General features: G+C 56.5%; 14 protein-coding genes and 2 pseudogenes. 10 read left to right on the top strand and 6 right to left on the bottom strand.

Annotated elements, in window-relative coordinates:
* The 4 genes and pseudogenes from B0G75_RS29865 to B0G75_RS29850 all read left to right on the top strand — a co-directional run.
* A pseudogene (locus tag B0G75_RS29865) lies at positions 1–180 on the top strand (ABC transporter ATP-binding protein); the annotation flags it as partial.
* A gap of 19 nt (positions 181–199) precedes the next feature.
* Positions 200–973, top strand: coding sequence for an ABC transporter ATP-binding protein (locus B0G75_RS29860; RefSeq protein ID WP_106313630.1), 774 nt, complete (start codon positions 200–202; stop codon positions 971–973).
* 17 nt (positions 974–990) lie between these two features.
* A complete protein-coding gene (locus tag B0G75_RS29855) occupies positions 991–1695 on the top strand; it encodes an ABC transporter ATP-binding protein (RefSeq protein WP_106313643.1) in 705 nt (234 codons plus the stop codon).
* Positions 1696–2176: 481 nt separating this feature from the next.
* Entirely contained in the window at positions 2177–3307 is a 1131-nt protein-coding gene (locus B0G75_RS29850) for a porin (RefSeq protein ID WP_106313629.1), read from the top strand.
* A 362-nt stretch (positions 3308–3669) separates the two neighbouring features.
* On the opposite strand, the gene B0G75_RS41545 is transcribed toward B0G75_RS29850, so the two are convergent.
* On the bottom strand, positions 3670–3891 hold the full coding sequence (locus tag B0G75_RS41545) for a transposase (protein WP_258194770.1): 222 nt from the start codon (positions 3889–3891) through the stop codon (positions 3670–3672).
* A gap of 212 nt (positions 3892–4103) precedes the next feature.
* On the bottom strand, positions 4104–5384 hold the full coding sequence (locus B0G75_RS29840; protein ID WP_106313628.1) for an aminotransferase class V-fold PLP-dependent enzyme: 1281 nt from the start codon (positions 5382–5384) through the stop codon (positions 4104–4106).
* A gap of 418 nt (positions 5385–5802) precedes the next feature.
* On the opposite strand from B0G75_RS29840, the gene B0G75_RS29835 reads away from it, so the two are divergent.
* A complete protein-coding gene (locus tag B0G75_RS29835; protein WP_106313627.1) occupies positions 5803–6933 on the top strand; it encodes an IS110 family transposase in 1131 nt (376 codons plus the stop codon).
* An 853-nt stretch (positions 6934–7786) separates the two neighbouring features.
* Here B0G75_RS29835 and B0G75_RS41875 read toward each other — a convergent pair.
* The 4 genes and pseudogenes from B0G75_RS41875 to B0G75_RS29810 all read right to left on the bottom strand — a co-directional run.
* Positions 7787–7941 (bottom strand): annotated as a pseudogene (locus B0G75_RS41875) (aldo/keto reductase); the annotation flags it as partial.
* Between the two features lie 438 nt (positions 7942–8379).
* Positions 8380–9045, bottom strand: coding sequence for a TetR family transcriptional regulator (locus B0G75_RS29820; protein ID WP_106313625.1), 666 nt, complete (start codon positions 9043–9045; stop codon positions 8380–8382).
* An 806-nt stretch (positions 9046–9851) separates the two neighbouring features.
* A complete protein-coding gene (locus tag B0G75_RS29815) occupies positions 9852–10790 on the bottom strand; it encodes an electron transfer flavoprotein subunit alpha/FixB family protein (RefSeq protein ID WP_106313624.1) in 939 nt (312 codons plus the stop codon).
* Between the two features lie 11 nt (positions 10791–10801).
* Complete coding sequence (locus B0G75_RS29810; protein WP_106313623.1) at positions 10802–11551, bottom strand: electron transfer flavoprotein subunit beta/FixA family protein; 750 nt, start codon at positions 11549–11551, stop codon at positions 10802–10804.
* 225 nt (positions 11552–11776) lie between these two features.
* On the opposite strand from B0G75_RS29810, the gene B0G75_RS29805 reads away from it, so the two are divergent.
* The 5 genes from B0G75_RS29805 to B0G75_RS29785 all read left to right on the top strand — a co-directional run bounded on the left by B0G75_RS29805 (position 11777) and on the right by B0G75_RS29785 (position 18340).
* Positions 11777–12979 carry an acetyl-CoA C-acyltransferase gene (locus B0G75_RS29805; RefSeq protein ID WP_106313622.1) on the top strand — a complete coding sequence of 401 codons (1203 nt, stop codon included), beginning with the start codon at positions 11777–11779 and terminating at the stop codon, positions 12977–12979.
* Positions 12980–12988: 9 nt separating this feature from the next.
* Positions 12989–13936 carry a MaoC/PaaZ C-terminal domain-containing protein gene (locus tag B0G75_RS29800; protein WP_106313621.1) on the top strand — a complete coding sequence of 316 codons (948 nt, stop codon included), beginning with the start codon at positions 12989–12991 and terminating at the stop codon, positions 13934–13936.
* The gene (locus B0G75_RS29795; RefSeq protein ID WP_181309379.1) at positions 13933–14775 is read left to right on the top strand and encodes an enoyl-CoA hydratase/isomerase family protein; all 843 of its coding nucleotides are present in this window, start codon (positions 13933–13935) and stop codon (positions 14773–14775) included. Before B0G75_RS29800 ends, B0G75_RS29795 begins: the two co-directional genes overlap by 4 nt.
* 210 nt (positions 14776–14985) lie before the next feature.
* A complete protein-coding gene (locus B0G75_RS29790) occupies positions 14986–15951 on the top strand; it encodes a YCF48-related protein (RefSeq protein WP_106313619.1) in 966 nt (321 codons plus the stop codon).
* Positions 15952–15961: 10 nt separating this feature from the next.
* Positions 15962–18340: an RND family transporter gene (locus B0G75_RS29785; RefSeq protein WP_106313618.1), complete on the top strand. Its 2379-nt coding sequence runs from the start codon at positions 15962–15964 to the stop codon at positions 18338–18340.
* Positions 18341–18567 lie beyond the last annotated feature (227 nt).

Raw genomic sequence — 18567 nt, 5'->3', positions numbered from 1 at the left:
CAGAACATGGTGTTCGGCCACGAAATCGTCGATACGGAAGTGATCCGTCAGCTGGTCTACGCACTCGCGATGGTGCTGATCATGCTGTACCGCTCTGAAGGCTTGTGGCCGTCGCCCAAGCATGAAGACAAGATCGCGAAACTGTCGAAGCGCAGCGGCAAGAAGCCGGTGCGCGCCTAAGCACCGCCGGAGAAAAAACATGAGCGATAACATTCGACTGTCGGTGAAAGGGGTCAACAAACGCTTCGGCGGTCTGCAGGCGCTGTCCGACGTCGGGCTTGAAATCAAGTCCGGCCAGATTTACGGTCTGATCGGCCCGAACGGCGCCGGCAAGACGACCTTCTTCAACGTGATCACGGGCCTGTACACGCCGGATTCGGGCGAGTTCAAGCTCGACGGCGAGAACTACACGCCGACCGCGGTGTATCAGGTGGCGAAAGCCGGCATCGCGCGCACGTTCCAGAACATCCGTCTGTTCGGCGGCATGACCGCGCTGGAAAACGTGATGGTCGGGCGCCACGTGCGCACCAAGCACGGCCTGCTGGGCGCGGTGTTCCAGACGCCGGCCGAGCGCAAGGAAGAGCGCGAGATCAAGGAACGCGCGATCGAACTGCTGGAATACGTGGGCATTGCGCCGTACGCGGACTACACGTCGCGCAACCTGTCGTACGGCCATCAACGTCGACTGGAAATCGCGCGCGCGCTCGCAACCGATCCTAAGCTGCTCGCGCTCGACGAACCCGCTGCCGGCATGAACGCAACGGAAAAAGTCGAACTCACGCGACTGCTCGACAAGATCCGCGCCGACGGCAAGACGATCCTGCTGATCGAGCACGACGTGAAGCTCGTGATGGGTCTGTGCAACCAGATGACGGTTCTCGACTACGGCAAGGTGATTGCGCAAGGGCTGCCGCAAGACGTGCAGAAGGATCCGAAGGTGATCGAAGCTTATCTGGGTGCAGGAGTCCACTGATGTCCACGACGCAAGCAATGTTGAAAATCAAGGGCCTGCAGGTCAATTACGGCGGCATCCAGGCAGTCAAGGGCATCGACCTCGAAGTCGGGCAGGGCGAGCTGGTCACGCTGATCGGCGCGAACGGCGCGGGCAAGACCACGACGATGAAGGCGATCACGGGGCTCAAGCCGTATGCCGCAGGCGACATCGAGTACATGGGTCAGTCGATCAAGGGCGTGCCTCCGCATGAGCTTCTGAAGCGCGGTCTCGCGATGGTGCCGGAAGGGCGCGGCATCTTCGCGCGCATGTCGATCGTCGAGAACATGCAGATGGGCGCTTATCTGCGTACGGATACGGACGGCATCAAGGCGGACGTGGATCGCATGTTCGGCTTCTTCCCGCGTCTGAAAGAACGTGCGGCGCAGTACGCCGGCACGCTGTCGGGCGGCGAACAGCAAATGCTGGCGATGGCGCGCGCGATCATCTCGCGTCCGAAGCTGTTGCTGCTGGACGAGCCGTCGATGGGTCTGTCGCCGATCATGGTCGAGAAGATTTTCGAAGTGGTGCGGGCGATCTCGGCTGAAGGCATGACCGTGCTGCTGGTCGAACAGAACGCGCGTCTTGCGCTGCAGGCGGCGAACCGCGGCTATGTGATGGACTCGGGTCTGGTCACGATGTCGGGTGACGCGAAGCAGATGCTGGATGATCCGAAGGTGCGGGCGGCTTATCTGGGTGAGTGAGTGGATGGTAAAGCTGGGCTGAGGGCTGTGGATGTAGCGAATCGGCAGGCGGGTTCCCGAATCTTTGCGTTTCGAACATTTTGACTTGTGGCTTATTCGAAGGCGGAGAGTTGACGTGTTGCTGCGGGCGCAAGGAAGCAGTATCCAAATTTCCAAAGTGACCAATCCATTAGGGGTGCAGGTGAAAGCTAACGATGGTAAGCAGGATGGGCTTCCAGGAGGAAGCCAAAGCAGACTTACGAAGGATGTCAAATACCCGAGTCTGGTAGCGAAATGAATGTTCCGGGTTGGTCAAATTCATCTACATCCATCCGGAACTTGGCTTGCGAAGTCCTCAAGAGCTCGAGGATTCCACGATCATCGCAAGTCCAGACGTTTCGTTGGCACTGAGCAAGTGTCAAAAAAAGAATGCGTCGAGAAGTAAAAGACGTAAAACGCCGAAAGGCAATTAAGTGGTACTACTAATAGTCCTGGGGAAGCAATGAAAAAGAGTTCAGCCACAATTCTCACAATAGGCGCCATGATGTCATCAGTGTCGTATGCTCAATCCACGGTTACGTTGTACGGGATTGTCGATACGAGCATCATGTATATCCATAACAGCGGCGGCCACTCGACGCAGATCGGAATGGCAAGCGGCGCTGAGTCGGGATCCCGCTTCGGACTGAAGGGCACGGAGGATCTGGGAGGCGGGCTCAAAGCTGTCTTCCAGCTGGAAAACGGTTTCAATTCCACGAACGGCAACCTCGGGCAAGGTGGCCGCATGTTTGGCCGCCAGGCATACGTCGGGTTGAGCGGAAACGGGTGGGGTACTGTGACGATGGGCCGGCAATATGATCCGCTCGTCGACCTTGTTCAGCCCGTTCAAGGCGACAACTACCTCGGCGGCTTCTTTACCAGTCCTGGCGATATCGATAATGCTGACAACAGCGGCCGAATCAACAATTCAGTTAAATGGGTAAGCCCTACTTGGTCCGGATTGAAGTTCGAGGCGATGTACGCGCTGGGCGGTGTGGCAGGCTCGACGGGATCAGGTCAGACGTACAGCGGTGCAGCGTCCTACAACATTGGTGCACTGTCGCTCGCTGCCGGCTACCTGCATATCGATAACGGTAACGTGACCCTGTCGTCGCGCGGCACGAGCACGTCGGATTCGCTGTTCAACAGTTCGGTCAACAGCGCCTATTCGTCGTCGCGTTCGATCAACATCGCGCGTGCAGGTGGCAACTATGTGCTAGGCAGCGTGACGCTGGGTGGTTACTACAGCTTCTCGCAATACAATTCTGACGGAAGCTCGACCTTCACGAACACCCAGAAGTATCACAACGGCGAAGTTTATGCTGTGTGGCAAGTCAGCCCGACCGTCCTGACCGAAGTCGGCTATGACTACATGAAGTCAAGCGGCGATTCGTCTGCTAAGCAGCATCAGTTTTCGATCGGCGCAGATTACTTTCTGAGCAAGAGAACGGACGTATATGCTGTGGCGGCGTACGCGCATGCCAGCGGCGAGAATGGTGCCGGTTCGGCTCAGGCGGTCATTGGTTCGAACGACGTAGACTCTGGTTCGAACAAGCAGGCGCTGGTAGTTGTCGGCCTGCGGCATAGGTTTTAAATATTGGTCATGAAGCGGGAGGCGCGCCAGCCAGTACCGCTTCGAGCAACAGCAGGCTCGTCCTGATGTCAGATGATAGTTGGGGCGAGCCCATGTTGCTTGGACGGATCGCTGCGTCTCGCGTGGAACCATTCGCGCTTCGGAGGCGGTTTCAAGTAGCAGGCGACGTGTGAGGCAGATGATTAAAGGGCGGCCGGTGTAACCGGTATCCGTGACACGCGCAGCGATCCAGATGCGCGTGCTTGCCGGCAGGGAAATCATGAGCGCAGACGACCCAGCACAATCAGCAACAGGTCGGCATCGACCAGACCGGCCACTTTAACCACCGCATGCCCGATCCGGATCTCGATTGTGCCGGCAGCTTATGCACGCCTTATGTCCTGCGCCTGTGGGCCAACCGAAGATGATGTTCCAACCTCCGCTCGCGTGTCGTCTACAAGTACAACCGGAATGAGCCCGGCAGACTGAGCTTGCTGCTCGGCCAGATAACGCCGCCGCCAGGTCAACAGCATGTTCGCATTGATGCCGTTCTCGCGGGCCAGTTTCGAGACCCAAACGCCGGGCTCGCAAGCCGCAGCCCCCAGCCGATCACGAAGCTCCCGGGCATAGTTCGGATACCGGGCTTCTTCTCTTCAGACTGTGACAAACTGGTGCCCATCAAATCGGAATGATGGACATTACTTTGGTGATCATCTCACCCACTGCGTACAACGGTCGGCGTGAGCCGCTTACTCTAAGAGCACTATCTGTCGGCTTGAGATTCTGAATGCCGGTCGCTCGCACGTCCTTGCTTGCGTTAGCCTCTTTCCCGGGCGATTTCGCTTGTGACTTGCAAAAAACGATCGATGTCGGCAGCTGAGTTGCAATGTAGCGGTGACACGCGAACTGCACCAGTAATTCCGAACGAATCTAACATGCGTTTCGAATACAGGCTGCTCGCTACGCGTTCGTACACGATGACCCCCCTTCGCTCGTATTCCCGGACGGCCTTCGATTCTTCTATATTGTCGAATGACATGGCGACGATCAAATCGCGTGTAGTCAGATCATCGTGATCAAGCAGGACGTTGACGCCTCTGATTGAGCGCAGTCCAGGGATACGGGGGGAACCATTTAACATGCGGTTCAGTAATGCCCGTTCGTGAAGCTCTATGCGACGCATTCCCTGCGCGAATAGCGATCGACGATCCGTCTCAGTGGGCTGTTGTTTTCCAAGCCAGCAGACATAGTCAACTATCTTGGTAATAACAGCGAATTGGGCAGGCGCGGACGTTCCGAGATCCCAAAAATCTGCTTTTTTTCCGGCTAGTTTGTGGTGCGGCAATAGCGAGGCCCGTGGCGAAAGCCAAGATATTCCCGATCCCCTGCAACCAAAAAACTTATAAGGAGCAAAATTTATGCAATCTACCGGTGCCGCCTGGACGTCGATTACGCCATGCGGTGCATGTTGTACCGCGTCAACCACTATATATACGTCTGGCTTTACACGCCGTATCTGCTTGACGAGCTCAGGGAGATCGATCTTAGCGCCTGTGATGTTTGACGCGTACATCACGCTAACCACACATGTATTCGCGTCGACCAATTCGACGATCGCCTCGACGTCGATGGCACCGGTCTTTCTGTTGCTTTTGGCCACTCGCAATTCTTTGCCGAGGCGTTGCGCATAGAGGGTGACAGCATCAAACGACGACGGATGCTCAAGGACCGTAGTCACCATGTTGCTACCGTCGACATTCTCCGCTATCGCGCGGACCATGTCGAACATTGCACCCGAAGCCGAGAGTGATGCGAAAATACTACCATCGCCGGCGTTGAAGATGGCACGTGCATCTTCCGTCCCCCTTCGCTGTACTTCTTGCAGTAGTACTGCTAATTCATGAATGCGCTCCGGGTTGTCAGGAATCGCATCGATCTGAGTGAACGCTTCGATTGCGGCTTTTAGCCGGAATGAACCTCCGGCGTTATCAAAATAGAGGCGAGATTTACCGTGGAGGTCTTCGTCGACATAGAGAAACTTGCTCTTCACCTCGGTCATCAGAGCTTCGTCGAAATGCTGCCCCGTTTCACTTTGCATGCGTAAAATTCCCGATAATCTTAAGCGGTAGAGACGGTGTTACTGCGAAGCCAGCTGGCAGCGCTAACGCCCAACAGTCCATGGATATCAAAAATGCATTGGATCACTACGAATCGAAAGTACTACGTACACGGGTTTTCAAAAAAGCGATTTTTTTCGATACGAAGATATTCATAAATCACATGGATCGAATGTTTTCGACATTGACTCGTATGATGACGAGCGCGATCGACACAGATTCTCAACCGTGACCCCAGCATCAGGATAGACATAATGGTCGCTGCTGATCGAACGCCGCAGGAGCCCGTCTCGAGTATCGTGGGTTGCCGCACCGAAGTGTGCCAATGACTGCTGCCAGAGCCGCATTGAGGGGGGCAGAGCCGCCACTCAACGGTCTGTTTCCGACGCGGAGGCCAGCGTGGAAAACGATAGCACGTTGTACGTGGGACTGGACGTTCACAAGGATTCGATCATGGTTGCCTATGCGATCGGTATGGGTGACGTAGAACTGCTGGGCAAGACTGGCACGACACACATCGAAGTGGATCGGCTATGCAAGCGGCTGCAATCAAAGGCCCGGCACATCGTTGTGGTCTATGAAGCTGGCCCCTGCGGATACGGTCTGTACCGACGGCTGACCGAAAAAGGGTTCGACTGCATGGTGTGCGCACCATCCTTGATTCCACGCAAGCCGGGAGAACGCGTCAAGACGGACCGGCGCGACGCAATCAAGCTAGTGCGTTCGCTGCGGGCCGGTGATCTGTCCGCCGTACATGTGCCGACCGTGGAAGATGAAGCGTTTCGTGATCTGGCCCGGGCATGGTCATCGGCTAGGGAAGACCTCAAGCAGGCACGGTGTCGACTGAAATCGTTTCTGCTCTCACACGGGGTGCGTTACGTCGGCCGCCCCGACTGGGGCCCGACACACCGACGCTGGTTGAGTACGTTCTCGTTCGACAGTGCATGGCAGCAACTGGCATTCAATGAACACCGCCGCACGATCGAGGATCGCCTGGCGCAATGCGAACGTCTTGAGGTGGCACTGCGTGAGGCCGTTCCCAACTGGCGCTTCTATCCCGCCGTACTGGCTCTGCAAGCAATGCGCGGCATCCAGTTCACGTCCGCGGTCGGACTGGCATCCGAACTGGGTGATCTGTCACGATTCGAGCACCCTCGGCAGTTAATGGCGTGGCTCGGTGTCACCCCCTCGGAACACTCATCAGGTGGCAAACGCCGGCAAGGCAGCATCACGAAGACAGGCAACAGTTATGCAAGGAAACTGCTTGTTGAATCAGCCTGGAGCTACCGACATCCGGCACGCGTGAGCATCGATATCCAGCGCCGTCACGAGGGCATACCCAAGCCGATAATCGATCGCGCGTGGGATGCACAGTTACGGCTTTGCCGGCGATACCGCAAGCTTGTGGCCCGAGGTAAGAGCGCGCACGTTGCGATCATCGCCGTCGCACGCGAGCTGACCGGCTTCATATGGGATATCGGACGGCTGGGGATGTCTCTCGCTTCGCCGCTAGGCCCACGCTCAGCGTAGCGTACATAAGGGAAGAGTTTCCTGAAGGCGGCGCAGCCCGGTATTCGAGCAACCCGCGTCCTCGTTTGGCAATGGCATCGTCAGTCGACTTGCGTAGCAAGAAAGCGGCAGGCTCTCGAGACGGACCTCTGTAATGCGGTACCAACCCGCGAATATCAGCGTGATCCACCGTCGAGTTTTACTGCTACGCCGCCCTCAGGAAATTCAGAAGCGAAAGTGAACACAAAGCTCAAAACCGATCCCGATTGACACCGGGAGTCATATCAACGAGGAGATATGTACCTACGTCAGCTACTGGTACATGGTGCTCGGGCCGTCCTTGGTCACACCCTTAGGAAACCGGAGCGGGCCGGGAGTTGGCTGTCCCGGCTAGCGGCTCGACGCAACACAAACATTGCTGCAATTGCCCAAGCCAATAAGATGGCACGAGTGGTTTGGGCGATGTTGACCCGCAAGGAAGGGTTCCGGTCCGATATTGCCACCGTCCTGGCCGGCAATATCGGACCGGCCTGAAAGCTGTTCACCAAGCGGATACGCCAACAGGTTGCGCAAGTAAGAGAACTACGATGGCAAACAGGTAAGACCGGGGTGGCAGAAACCCGACCAAATCAGTGAGCATCAAGCTCGTCGGATAAATGGGGCTGTCACCAGCGAAATCCATAGGGGTCAGAGGCAAGCATTGCGCCCGAAGGCCGGATGTAAGTTCGCAATCTTCTTCCCTGTCGAAATCACGGTTATCTTCCTTGGCAAATGGCGGCGTCCATGTAAGATTTGAGCAAGCCAACCTGTCCTCAAGCACATGGGGTTGCAAATCTGGGGCGGATCATAGACTTACTTCGTTTTCGTTGATGACTTTAACCAGATCCGCGATGGCGCCCACTGTGTCTTCGATCGGAACGTCGGGACCGGAACCGGGCCGGTCGACAAAATGTCGATGTGGTCGACGCCCAGCCTCTGTAAAGAATAGGCGACGAAGTTCCGCACGGCTTATGGGCGAGCGTCATATCCGACACCTTGGCGCAAAATCGCGCGAGTGGCCCTTGAACGCTTCCATTGATTAACTGCCCGGCAGAAAATGGCGCTCACTCGCGCGTCAGCCTCGGATATGCGTCCGCCAACTGTCACAGTCACTCGTCTTCTCACCGCGGAACGACGGGGTGACGGACGAAATCCTGCGGCGGGAAAGCCTAGCTAGCGCGTAATCACTCTGTGACGTCGAAAGGAGTGTGCCAGTCCATCCAGTCGAAGCTAGCATTCTTCCACGCCCACGGCGGGCTCGTACCGCGCCTTCCAGGTTCGTTGCATGTCGTTCGCCAATCACGACGGGAAACACCAAAGGGTTGCGATGTCTTCTCTCCATTCGAGTAATCATCCGTTGTTTTTTCGACTTCGTTCGCAAACGACATGGTTTGATTCCTATCAACGTGAGAGGTTTATCAGGGAAATTCATGTACAACTATACTGAGGCGATGCATCGGCTAGATACATCGAATACTTTTCGCCGATTAGTAGAAACAGGGCTTCGATAGCGCAAATGCAACTGTCCACCGGAGAAAGATAGGGGTACCGAAGTACATCATGCACGGTGCCAGACAGTTGAGCATGTATTAGCTGAGCGATTACATTGACGTCAAGAGCGGTGGATAACTCGCCCCGCTGGACGCCGTGTTGCAACGCCTGTCTTATATTCGAAATCGCAAGTTGGGCGTTGCTTCGTACGCAGTGAATCACTCGGGCGTTCTCGTCGATGAATTCGCTTTTATTCAGCAGAATGTCAGTCACCTGCCGGTTGCGCGAGTCTGATCGCAGCGTTCCAATCGCCGTTACGACTGCTTCGCGTAGCGCACACATCACCGATACGTCCTCATGTTTTGTACAGTTCGACAGCGATTCATGAACGGGCTGCCATGCCCTGTCGAGCATGGCAGCGAACAACTCATTCTTGTTTCGGAAATGGAAGTAGATCGCACCCCGTGTGACATTGGCGTGCTGAGCGATTTTCTCTAACGTGGTCTTCGAGACACCGTTCTTGGAGAAGAGATGTTCGGCGCTGTCTAATACTGCCTCGCGTGTGACGACGCTTTGTTCTTTACGACTAAGTGTCATCGGCATGGCTCTCCTCGCACACGGTGATCACCCTTTGATCCAATGTTCGCTTCCAAATCACGCTCGAATGCGGAAAACCCGAGCTCGTAGTTCTGCCCTGACTGAGTAACTGACCGATCTGCAATCCTCAGGCAGAGGGCGCTCTAATAACTGAGCGTCAAGCATGAGTGTCTCGTGGAATTCTCTCTCCATTTGACGCGGTCCTGTAAAGCCATTGTTGCGAGCGATAGTGTCCATAGAGTCGACAGTGGCGAGAAGAGACAAAAACGCATTCATGCAGCGTTGCTTCCGGATGATTTCGCTAAGAGCAGCTCCTTCGGCGAAAAGGCGTTGGCAAAGTTGCGCAGGTGGGAGTCCAAGTCGACGGGCCATCGAAGGTACATTCCAGCTAGTGCCCGGATTTGTGAAAACTTCTACGGCGCATTTGTTTCTCAGGGAGGCGTATTTACAATCTGCGCTTTCCGGCTCTGAGAGGCGAAAGGTCACGGCTGACGCGCAATCTAGATTTGACTTAAGCAGCAGAATGTCGAACGCCTCCCCGAGCGGGACCCAAAGCCGATCACCGCTTGTCTTCCGCCTCGACCGACTTTGCGAGCGCAAAGCGACCTCTCCATCCTCCACATTGATTCCGACTGCAAAGGGAAACTGCAGTCCCCGGACGAAAAGCCCCGGGGCGGAAGACACCTTGAGCGGAAAGCAACGGAGTTCTGCTCCCAATTCACTCGTGGAAAGGTCGTGTCCCAGCGGTAAGGTTGCGTCGGGCTTCATCGTTGTTTGCGCTGATCGGCAGTTCGCCTTGAGGAGTCGGGCGCTCAAACGTCGAGCGTTGCCGTCAGTTCCGGGACGATGGAAAATAGGTCACCGACAAGTCCATAGTCCGCCACGCTGAAAATCGGCGCTTCCTCATCCTTGTTGATGGCTACGATGGTTTTAGAGTCCTTCATCCCGGCAAGATGTTGGATCGCGCCTGAGATGCCCACCGCGATGTAAAGATCAGGCGCGACGACCTTGCCGGTTTGACCGACCTGGTAGTGGTTGGGCGCGAATCCCGAGTCGACGGCTGCGCGAGAGGCGCCGAGCCCGGCATTCAACTTCTCGGCGAGGGGTTCAAGTACGGCTCGATAGTTCTCGGCGCTATTCAACCCACGTCCGCCTGATACAACGATGGCCGCTGAGGTTAGCTCGGGCCGGGTGAACTCGGCCACGTCTCGACTCACGAAGCGTACTTTGGGGCACGCGGGCCCCGGCTCGATCTTTTCAATCGAGGCATTTCCGCCTTCATGCGGTACCGCATCGAAAGCGGTTGTTCGGATCGTCAAGACCTTGACTCCGTCTAAGGACCGGACCGTCGAAATAGCGTTGCCAGCGTAGATAGGACGCTCGTAGGTATTCTTATCCAATACAGCAGTGACGTCGCTTATCTGGACAACGTCGAGGCGCGCCGCGATCCGTGGCAGTAGATTTTTGCCTTGGGTGGTGGCCGCTGCGAGGATGTGCGAATACCGAGTGGCCACGATCAAGACCATGGTCTCGAGGTTCTCCGCAAGGCCGTCGGCGAGATGCGGCGCGTCGGCCGTTAAAACTTTGTCTACACCTGCGATTCGGCTGATCCTCTGCACTGCATCGTTGATCTCATGGCCCGCGACCAGGACATGAATCTCGCCACCGATCTTTTGGGCCGCATTGATGGCGTGCAGCGTTGCGTTCTTGACCGCGTGGCCATCGTGTTCTGCGATTACGAGCGTTGTCATGTGACGTTCCTCTAGAGCACCTTTGCTTCGGTCTTCAGTTTCTCGATGAGCGTCTTCGCGTCGGGAACTTTGATCCCTGCGCTACGCACGGGCGGTTCAGCTACTTTTAGCGTTTGGAGGCGTGGCTTGACGTCAACGCCCAAATCCGCCGGAGTAACCGTTTCCAGTGGCTTCTTCTTTGCCTTCATGATGTTCGGCAGCGTGACATAACGGGGTTCGTTCAATCGCAAATCCGTTGTCACCACGGCCGGAAGCTTGACCGCGATAGTCTCGGAGCCGCCGTCGACTTCCCGCGAGACGATGGCTTCGTCGGGTCCGAATTCGATCTTTGAAGCAAATGTGGCTTGCGGCAGGTCGGCCAGCGCGGCGAGCATCTGTCCTGTCTGATTCGAATCGTCGTCGATGGCCTGCTTACCGCAGATGACCAGTCCGGGCAGTTCCCGGTCGAAGATGACCTTAAGCAGCTTCGCTATAGCGAGGGGCTGCAACTCGTCGTCTGACTGTACAAGGATCGCACGGTCGGCTCCTAGAGCAAGAGCAGTCCGCAAAGTCTCTTGCGCTTGCGCAGGACCGCAAGAAACCGCAATCACCTCTCTCGCGGCGCCAGCCTCTCTGGCTCTCACAGCTGCTTCGACGGCAATTTCATCGAACGGATTTACCGCCATCTTTACGTTGGCAAGGTCCACGCCGGTGCCGTCTGGCTTAACGCGAGCTTTCACGTTGGGGTCAATCACCCGCTTGACGGGCACTAAGATTTTCATCCCGCTGCTCCTGAATCAAATGAACGGGCGAGTCTTGCCCGATGAGGCAACTGTACGAGGTCCGCTGCGGTGCGACATCGTCCTACTGGACTAAAAAAGCATCGCTGGTCCGCCGGCGCCCGGCGCGCCGGCTAACTAGTCCCAACGGACGATGACGTGAAAGGCGGGGAATTCCAATATTGATCCGAAATCCGCAATTTCCGACTCTGGACGCAAAGGACAATCATGAGGGAAGCTGTAGTCGTTTCCACAGCGAGAACCGCCATAGGCAAAGCCTTTCGAGGCGCATTTAACGATACGGAGGCACCTTGGCTGGGCGCGCAGGTAGCTCGCACGGTCGTCGAACGCGCTGGGGTTACCCCACCAGAAATTGACGACGTCGTGCTCGGTGTTGCGGCGCAGCAAGGCACCCAAGGCTACAATCTCGGCCGTCTCGTGGCTCGGGCGTCTGGCTTGCCAGAGTCAGTTCCTGGCGCGGCGGTCGATCGTATGTGTTCCTCTGGCTTGATGGCGATCTCAATGGTCGCGAAGAGCATCATGTGCGGCGAACTCGACATCGCTATCGCAGGCGGTGTCGAGTCGATTTCGCTGACCCAGAACAAGTACAAGAACAGCCATCGGGCTCGCTCATCAGCGGTGCTCGAGGCTGACCCGGCTGCTTATATTGCGATGATTGAGACTGCGGAAATCGTCTCTCGCCGGTATGACATTTCCCGGCAGGCGCAGGACGAGTACGCACTGCTCAGCCAGCACCGGGTTGCTGCTGCCCAGCGAGATGGCCTGTTCGACGACGAAATCATTCCGACGACAGTCCAAAAGGTTCAGTTCGACCGAGAAGGCAATCCGTCTGGCAAAGCCGAAGTCACGCTCGCTCGTGACGAAGGCAACCGACCCGAGACGTCGGCAGATTCACTAGCGCAGTTGAAGCCGGTATGGAAAGACGGCGAGTGGATCAAGGCAGGTGAATTCATCACCGCAGGAAATTCCAGTCAGCTCTCAGATGGTGCGTCGGCCTGCCTCTTGATGAGCCGGGAAGAGGCGAATCGCCGGGGGCTTCGGCCTCTCGGTGTGTATCGCGGATTCGCGGTCGCGGGTTGCCGGTCCGATGAGATGGGAATTGGGCCAGTATTTGCGATCCCCAAGTTACTGAAGCGCCACGGGCTCACTGTCAACGACATCGGTCTTTGGGAGCTCAATGAGGCTTTCGCGTGTCAGGTAATCTACTGCCGTGAACACCTCGGGATCCCGCTCGATAAGCTGAATGTCAACGGCGGCGCGATTGCGGTTGGTCATCCTTTCGGGATGACCGGAAGCCGGTTGACCGGACACGCGCTCCTCGAAGGTCGGCGCCGCGGCGCTCGATACGTCGTTGTCTCGATGTGCATCGGCGGCGGAATGGGGGCAGCCGCCCTTTTTGAGATCGATTGAGGCCTCCCCATGAACGACGCTGAAACCTGCGAGGCGAGGGTGCGCGAGCGAATGGCGAGGGAGTTCGGCCCAATCATCGCGTGGGATGTCATCAATGAGCCGATGATCCGGCAGTTTCTCGAAGCATTTGGTTATGGGGAGCGACCGGGACCCGAGGGGCTCATAACCGGACCGCGCGTTCCTGCAGCCATGCTCCAGGTGTGGACCATGGCGGGATATACCGGCCGGCACGCTCCAGGATCAGCCGACCGCGATGCGTGGGACGTGCTCGAGCTTCTTGGTGAGTACGGATTCACTAAGGCGATTGGCGTCAGTTCCTCCCAGCAATATGATCGTCAGCCTCTTGTCGGCGACCGGCTCATGTACACGTCACATTTGCATGCGATGAGCGGACTGAAGCGAACGGCAGTCGGTGACGGCTACTTCGTGACAGTACGGTGCAAATTTGCCAACCAGTTGGGACTGTCAATCGGCTCCATAGAATTCACAATGCTGGTGGTACGTCCGGCTGTACAGGATGTTACGAGCCCGTTGAAACAGCAGAGCGAAAACGGGGGCGTCGGGCTAACTAGGGAGATCAATGGTCAGCCGTTTCCCGAACTCCGCGTGCCGGTATCGGTTACCAGCATCATCGCGACAGCGATTGCGACGCGTGATTTTCATCCGGTGCACCACAGCCAGGATTTCGCACGGGCGTCTGGTTCTCCGGACATTTTTATGAACATCCTCTCGATTAACGGCTACGTTGAACGGTTCGTATGGGAGTCGTTCGGCCGCTCTGTCCACTCCATTGCCGTGAAGCTGGCGCTACCGATCTATCCTGGAGACGAACTCTCTTTCTCTGGAAAGCCTCGTCCGTCTGACGAGGCACGCGACGGCCCGTTCGACATTAATGTAGTAGCAGACAGCCGGCGGGGCAGGCACGTCGAGGCAACTTTACGGGTATGCGGCCAATGAGCCAGACACATAAAGCCGTCTCGCCCGACCTTGATGAAGCCAGTGTCATCTACGAACAAGCAGATGGCGTAGTCACACTCACTTTAAATCGACCCCGGCAGCTGAACGCGCTCAACAGTTCTCTCGCGAGGCAACTGGTCGAGTGCGTTCAACGCGCGGAAACCAAAGCCGAGACCAGGGTAATCGTCATTAAGGGCGCTGGCTTGCACTTTATGGCAGGCGGAGACTTGCACGAGTTCCGTCTCGCCTCTGCGCTTCCTTCGGCATTACGGGATGCCGCTTTTGAAGCGCTTATTGACGACGCGCATGCTGCGATTCGCGCGTTGCATGCTTGTGCGCCTTGTGTAGTTGGGTCCGTTCGCGGCGCGGTAGCAGGCTTCGGCATCGGTTTGCTTTCTGCTTGCGACCTCGCGCTTTGCGCAGACGACGCGTTCTTCAAGCTCGCTTACAGCCAGATCGGGGCGAGTCCTGACGGTGCAGCAACGTACGCACTGCCTCGATGGCTCGGTCACAAGCAGGCGATGGAGCTCACGCTACTTTCTGAACGCCTCGACGCATCCGCAGCGGAGCGTCTTGGACTGGTGAACAAGGTCGTTCCTGCTGGCGTGCTCGATGAAGAGCTCGGGAGACTCGTCAAACACCTCACGGGGCTTCCCGCTCTTGCTGTCGCCAAAAGTAAATTGCTGATTCGTCAAGGCGTTGTCGCCAGCCTCGACGAGCAGCTCGACGCCGAGCGAAACGCGTTCATACAGTGCGCTGGTACACCGGATTTCGCTGAAGGCGTCTCCGCGTTTCTCGAACGCCGCCCTGCACAGTTTGGCGGGTCTACCCTGCAGTGAGCCAAAGCTTGCGCACTTAGTCTCAACGGACGATGCTGCGCCCATCAAACGAGCCAAGAATCACATTGGGCTCATCGTTTCGACCATACCGACTCGAGCAATTCGGGGCTGACAATCGGATCGGGTCTGAACAAAGGAATCAGCGCACCGCATGTGCGCCTTGAGACACATTGGACGCCGATCAAAAAAGACCGGTGCAAAGGAGGTGCTGTGTACAAGCTTGCCGGTATTGCGATGTCAGCGATCGTCGCAATCTCATCAGTGTTTGCATTCTCCGCTCGACCGGAACCTATATTACCTCCGACGCAGATAAAGCCCAATAGGCTGCTAATTAACGGTGCAGCCGTTCAGGGGACGGAACTGACGGCCGTTGGCGGCCTTGGAGTGATTCTTCGCAGCGGCGACTCCGGACAGACGTGGCAGCATGCGTCCGTTAGTCCGCCAAATGACTCTACACTCACACGTCTACATTTCGCAGGCCGCTCGACCGGATACGCAGTCGGTCACGACGGCGTCATCCTGAAAACGACCAACGGTGGACAGAACTGGTCCCGCGTGCATAACAACGACCAACGCTCTGAACCGCTCTTCGATCTCTTAGCTGTAAGCGACCGAAAACTGTTTGCCGTTGGGAGCTTCGGATCCTTTCTGGAGTCCGACGATGCTGGAGCGACTTGGCGCGCCCGAGACATCGGTGTTCAGGACGCGCATCTCTACGCGATTGCTGGAGATGGACAGAACCTGCTGATCGCGGGCGAGCAGGGTTTAGTCGTCCGCTCCTCAGATGGCGGCGAAACCTGGGAGAAAATTACCAAGTTCTACAACGGGACGTTCTTTGGTGCGATGGCGCTCTCGGGCGGCCGTTGGCTGGTCTACGGAATGAGGGGGCACGTGTACCTCAACGGCGGAAGCTCCGCCGAATGGCGCGAGATTCCCACTAACATCAGCGCAGCACTGTTTGACGGGACCGTGCTACGCGATGGACGCGTCGTCTTGGTAGGTCAGGGCGGCGCCGTGACCGTATCGGACTTGAACCTTAAAAATTTCACGACGATCCACGGCGGTGGTCGTGAGAGCTATGCACAAGTTCGTGAGTTGACCAACGGCGACCTGCTACTTGCTGGCGAAGGCGGCCTTAGTATTGATAAGTCACTTCATGATGTGGCAAAGCCCTGAGAGATGAACCATGAAATCAATATCCCAGTCGTTTGTTGGTCGATGTGCAGACTCCCTCATCGCTCATCGCAGGTTGCTTCTGTCAGTCTTCGTGCTCATTACGCTGATGCTCGGCGCCAGCGCATCGCGCCTGAATTTGGATCCGGGTTTCTACAAGATGATTCCGCTGGACCATCCGTACATGAAGACTTTCATCAAGTATGCAAACGTCTTTCCGGGCGGGAATCGTATTCTTGTCAATCTCAGATGGAAGGGAAAAGGCGACATTTACAATCCCGAGTTCCTAACCGCTCTTCGGCATGCAACCGATGAAGTATTCTTTATTCCCGGAGTTGACCGAACGCGCGTCGCATCTCTTTTCACCCCGAATGTCCGCTTCGTCGAGGTGACCGAGCAAGGTTTTTACGGCGATGTGGTGGTTCCGTCAAAGTTCAGCGGACAGCCGGACGAGCTTGCAACCGTTCGGCGCAATGTCGCCAAGTCTGGGGAGATTGGCAGGCTTGTTCAAAGCGACCTGAGAGGCGCCATGATTAGATCCGATCTCCAGGAGAGCGATCCGCAAACAGGAAAGAAAGTCGACTACGTCGATGTGGCGCGTCGGTTGGAGAAAATCCGGGCTCAATTCAGTACGTCGAACGTCGACGTCGAAATCATCGGCTTTCCAACGCTAATCGGCGACATCGTCAACGGCCTCACCAGCGTAATTGTCTTCTTTGCGGCCGCTTTTGTCGTCACTGGCATCCTGTTGTTCATCTATTGTCGCTCGATAAAGATGACATTGCTTGCGCTTACTGTCGCGTTGCTTCCGGTTGTCTGGTTACTTGGCACTTTGCCTCTCATTGGCTACGGCATCGACCCTCTGTCGATCCTTGTTCCTTTCTTGATTTTTTCCATTGGTGTCTCCCACGCAGTTCAGATGACGAACGCATGGAAACAGGAGGTTCTTCACGGCCACAACTCGATTGATGCCGCGCATTCAGCATTCTCCAAACTGTTCGTTCCGGGAAGCGTCGCGCTTCTGACCAACGCGCTCGGTTTCCTTGTGATCATGCGGATCGGTATTCCTAGCGTTCGTGAACTTGGCGTCACTGCATGCCTCGGCGTGTTGCTGATGATTATCACAAACAAGATGATGCTTCCGATCCTTCTCTCGCACATGAGGCTCGAAGCATCTGCGAAGAGCCTCCATGCCTTCGACGAAGATGGGAAACATCCGCTGTGGTGGGCCATGTCGAACTCGGCTCGGCGACCGATCGCGCTTCTGATCTTCCTTGTCAGTCTGCTTCTGCTAGGGGGCGGAGTCTACGAGTCGCGGCATCTGACCGTGGGGGATGTGGGAAGCGGTGCGCCGGAGCTGCGGGACCAGTCGCGGTACAACCAGGACAACGCTGCGATTATCAAAAGTTATTACACGGGTATTGACGTCCTCAGTGTAATCGTCGAGACCAAGGGCATCCAGGATGACGCATGTTTGCACTATCCGGTCATGCACGCAGTCGACAGATTCGAAATGCAGATGCGCGGTGTGTACGGCGTACGCTCAGTTGTCAGTGTGCCGGATCTCGCCAAGGTCGCGATTGCAGCAAATAACGAGGGAAACCCGCGCTGGGAAGCGTTGCCTCGTTCGAGCCGCGGGCTGAGTCAAGGTGCAGATGGATGGAACCCAGACGGCGGCATGAACACTGATGGCTGTAAGGCAATTCAGGTCCTCGTCTACACGCAGGATCACCAAGGCGCGACGCTCAAACACATTGTGTCGGAGATCAAGCGCGTCGCTGCTGACACCTCGACTCCGCAAGTGTCCTTCAACCTTGCGGCCGGCAACGTTGGGGTGATTGCCGCTACGAATGAGGCGGTGACAGCGGCGGAGGTCACAATGCTGCTCTCAATTTTCGGCGCAATCAGCTTGCTGTGTTTTATTACATTCCGTTCGTGGAAAGCAGTCCTCTGCATCATCGTGCCGCTCGCCATCGTCTCAATCCTGTGTAATGCGCTCATGTCGATGTTAGGAATTGGTTTGAAAGTCGCCACCTTGCCGGTAATCGCACTTGGCGTTGGCGTGGGCGTGGACTACGGCATCTACCTGTACGAACGTGTTCAGCATGAGATGGCTCACTCAGCCAGCGATTTTCAGCACGCCTTCTACGAGGCGATGCGACAGCGAGGAACTGCTGCTGTATTCACCGCCATCACGATGGCATGCGGCGTGGGGACATGGGCATTCTCACCGCTCAAGTTTCAGGCTGACATGGGCGTGTTGCTTGCATTTATGTTCATTGTGAATCTGCTGGGCGCCGTCTTTCTGTTGCCAGCGCTGGGTGCCTGCTTCAACGGCCGTTCTCGGAAGAAGGTGTTGGGATCGCAGCCGGGATATGCGCCTAGGATTTAAGTGAGTTCCCAGAGGATTTGCCGCGACGAAAGACGTCGTCCAGAAGATCAGCGATCAAAAATCTTTGAGACGGGTTTGTTCTTAGTCAAATTGGACGATGTAGGAACGGGATACGCGGAGCAAAGTAATGGATAAGAGGGGTGGATTTACGGCCCCTCGGGATCGCAAAGCGCTAGAGACAATAGAAGAATTCGACGGAGGAGATGATGATCGGAAGATGCAGTACG

The sequence above is a fragment of the Paraburkholderia sp. BL18I3N2 genome (assembly GCF_003001875.1).
Lineage (GTDB): Bacteria > Pseudomonadota > Gammaproteobacteria > Burkholderiales > Burkholderiaceae > Paraburkholderia > Paraburkholderia phytofirmans.
This window is presented reverse-complemented; position numbering and strand designations above follow the sequence as displayed.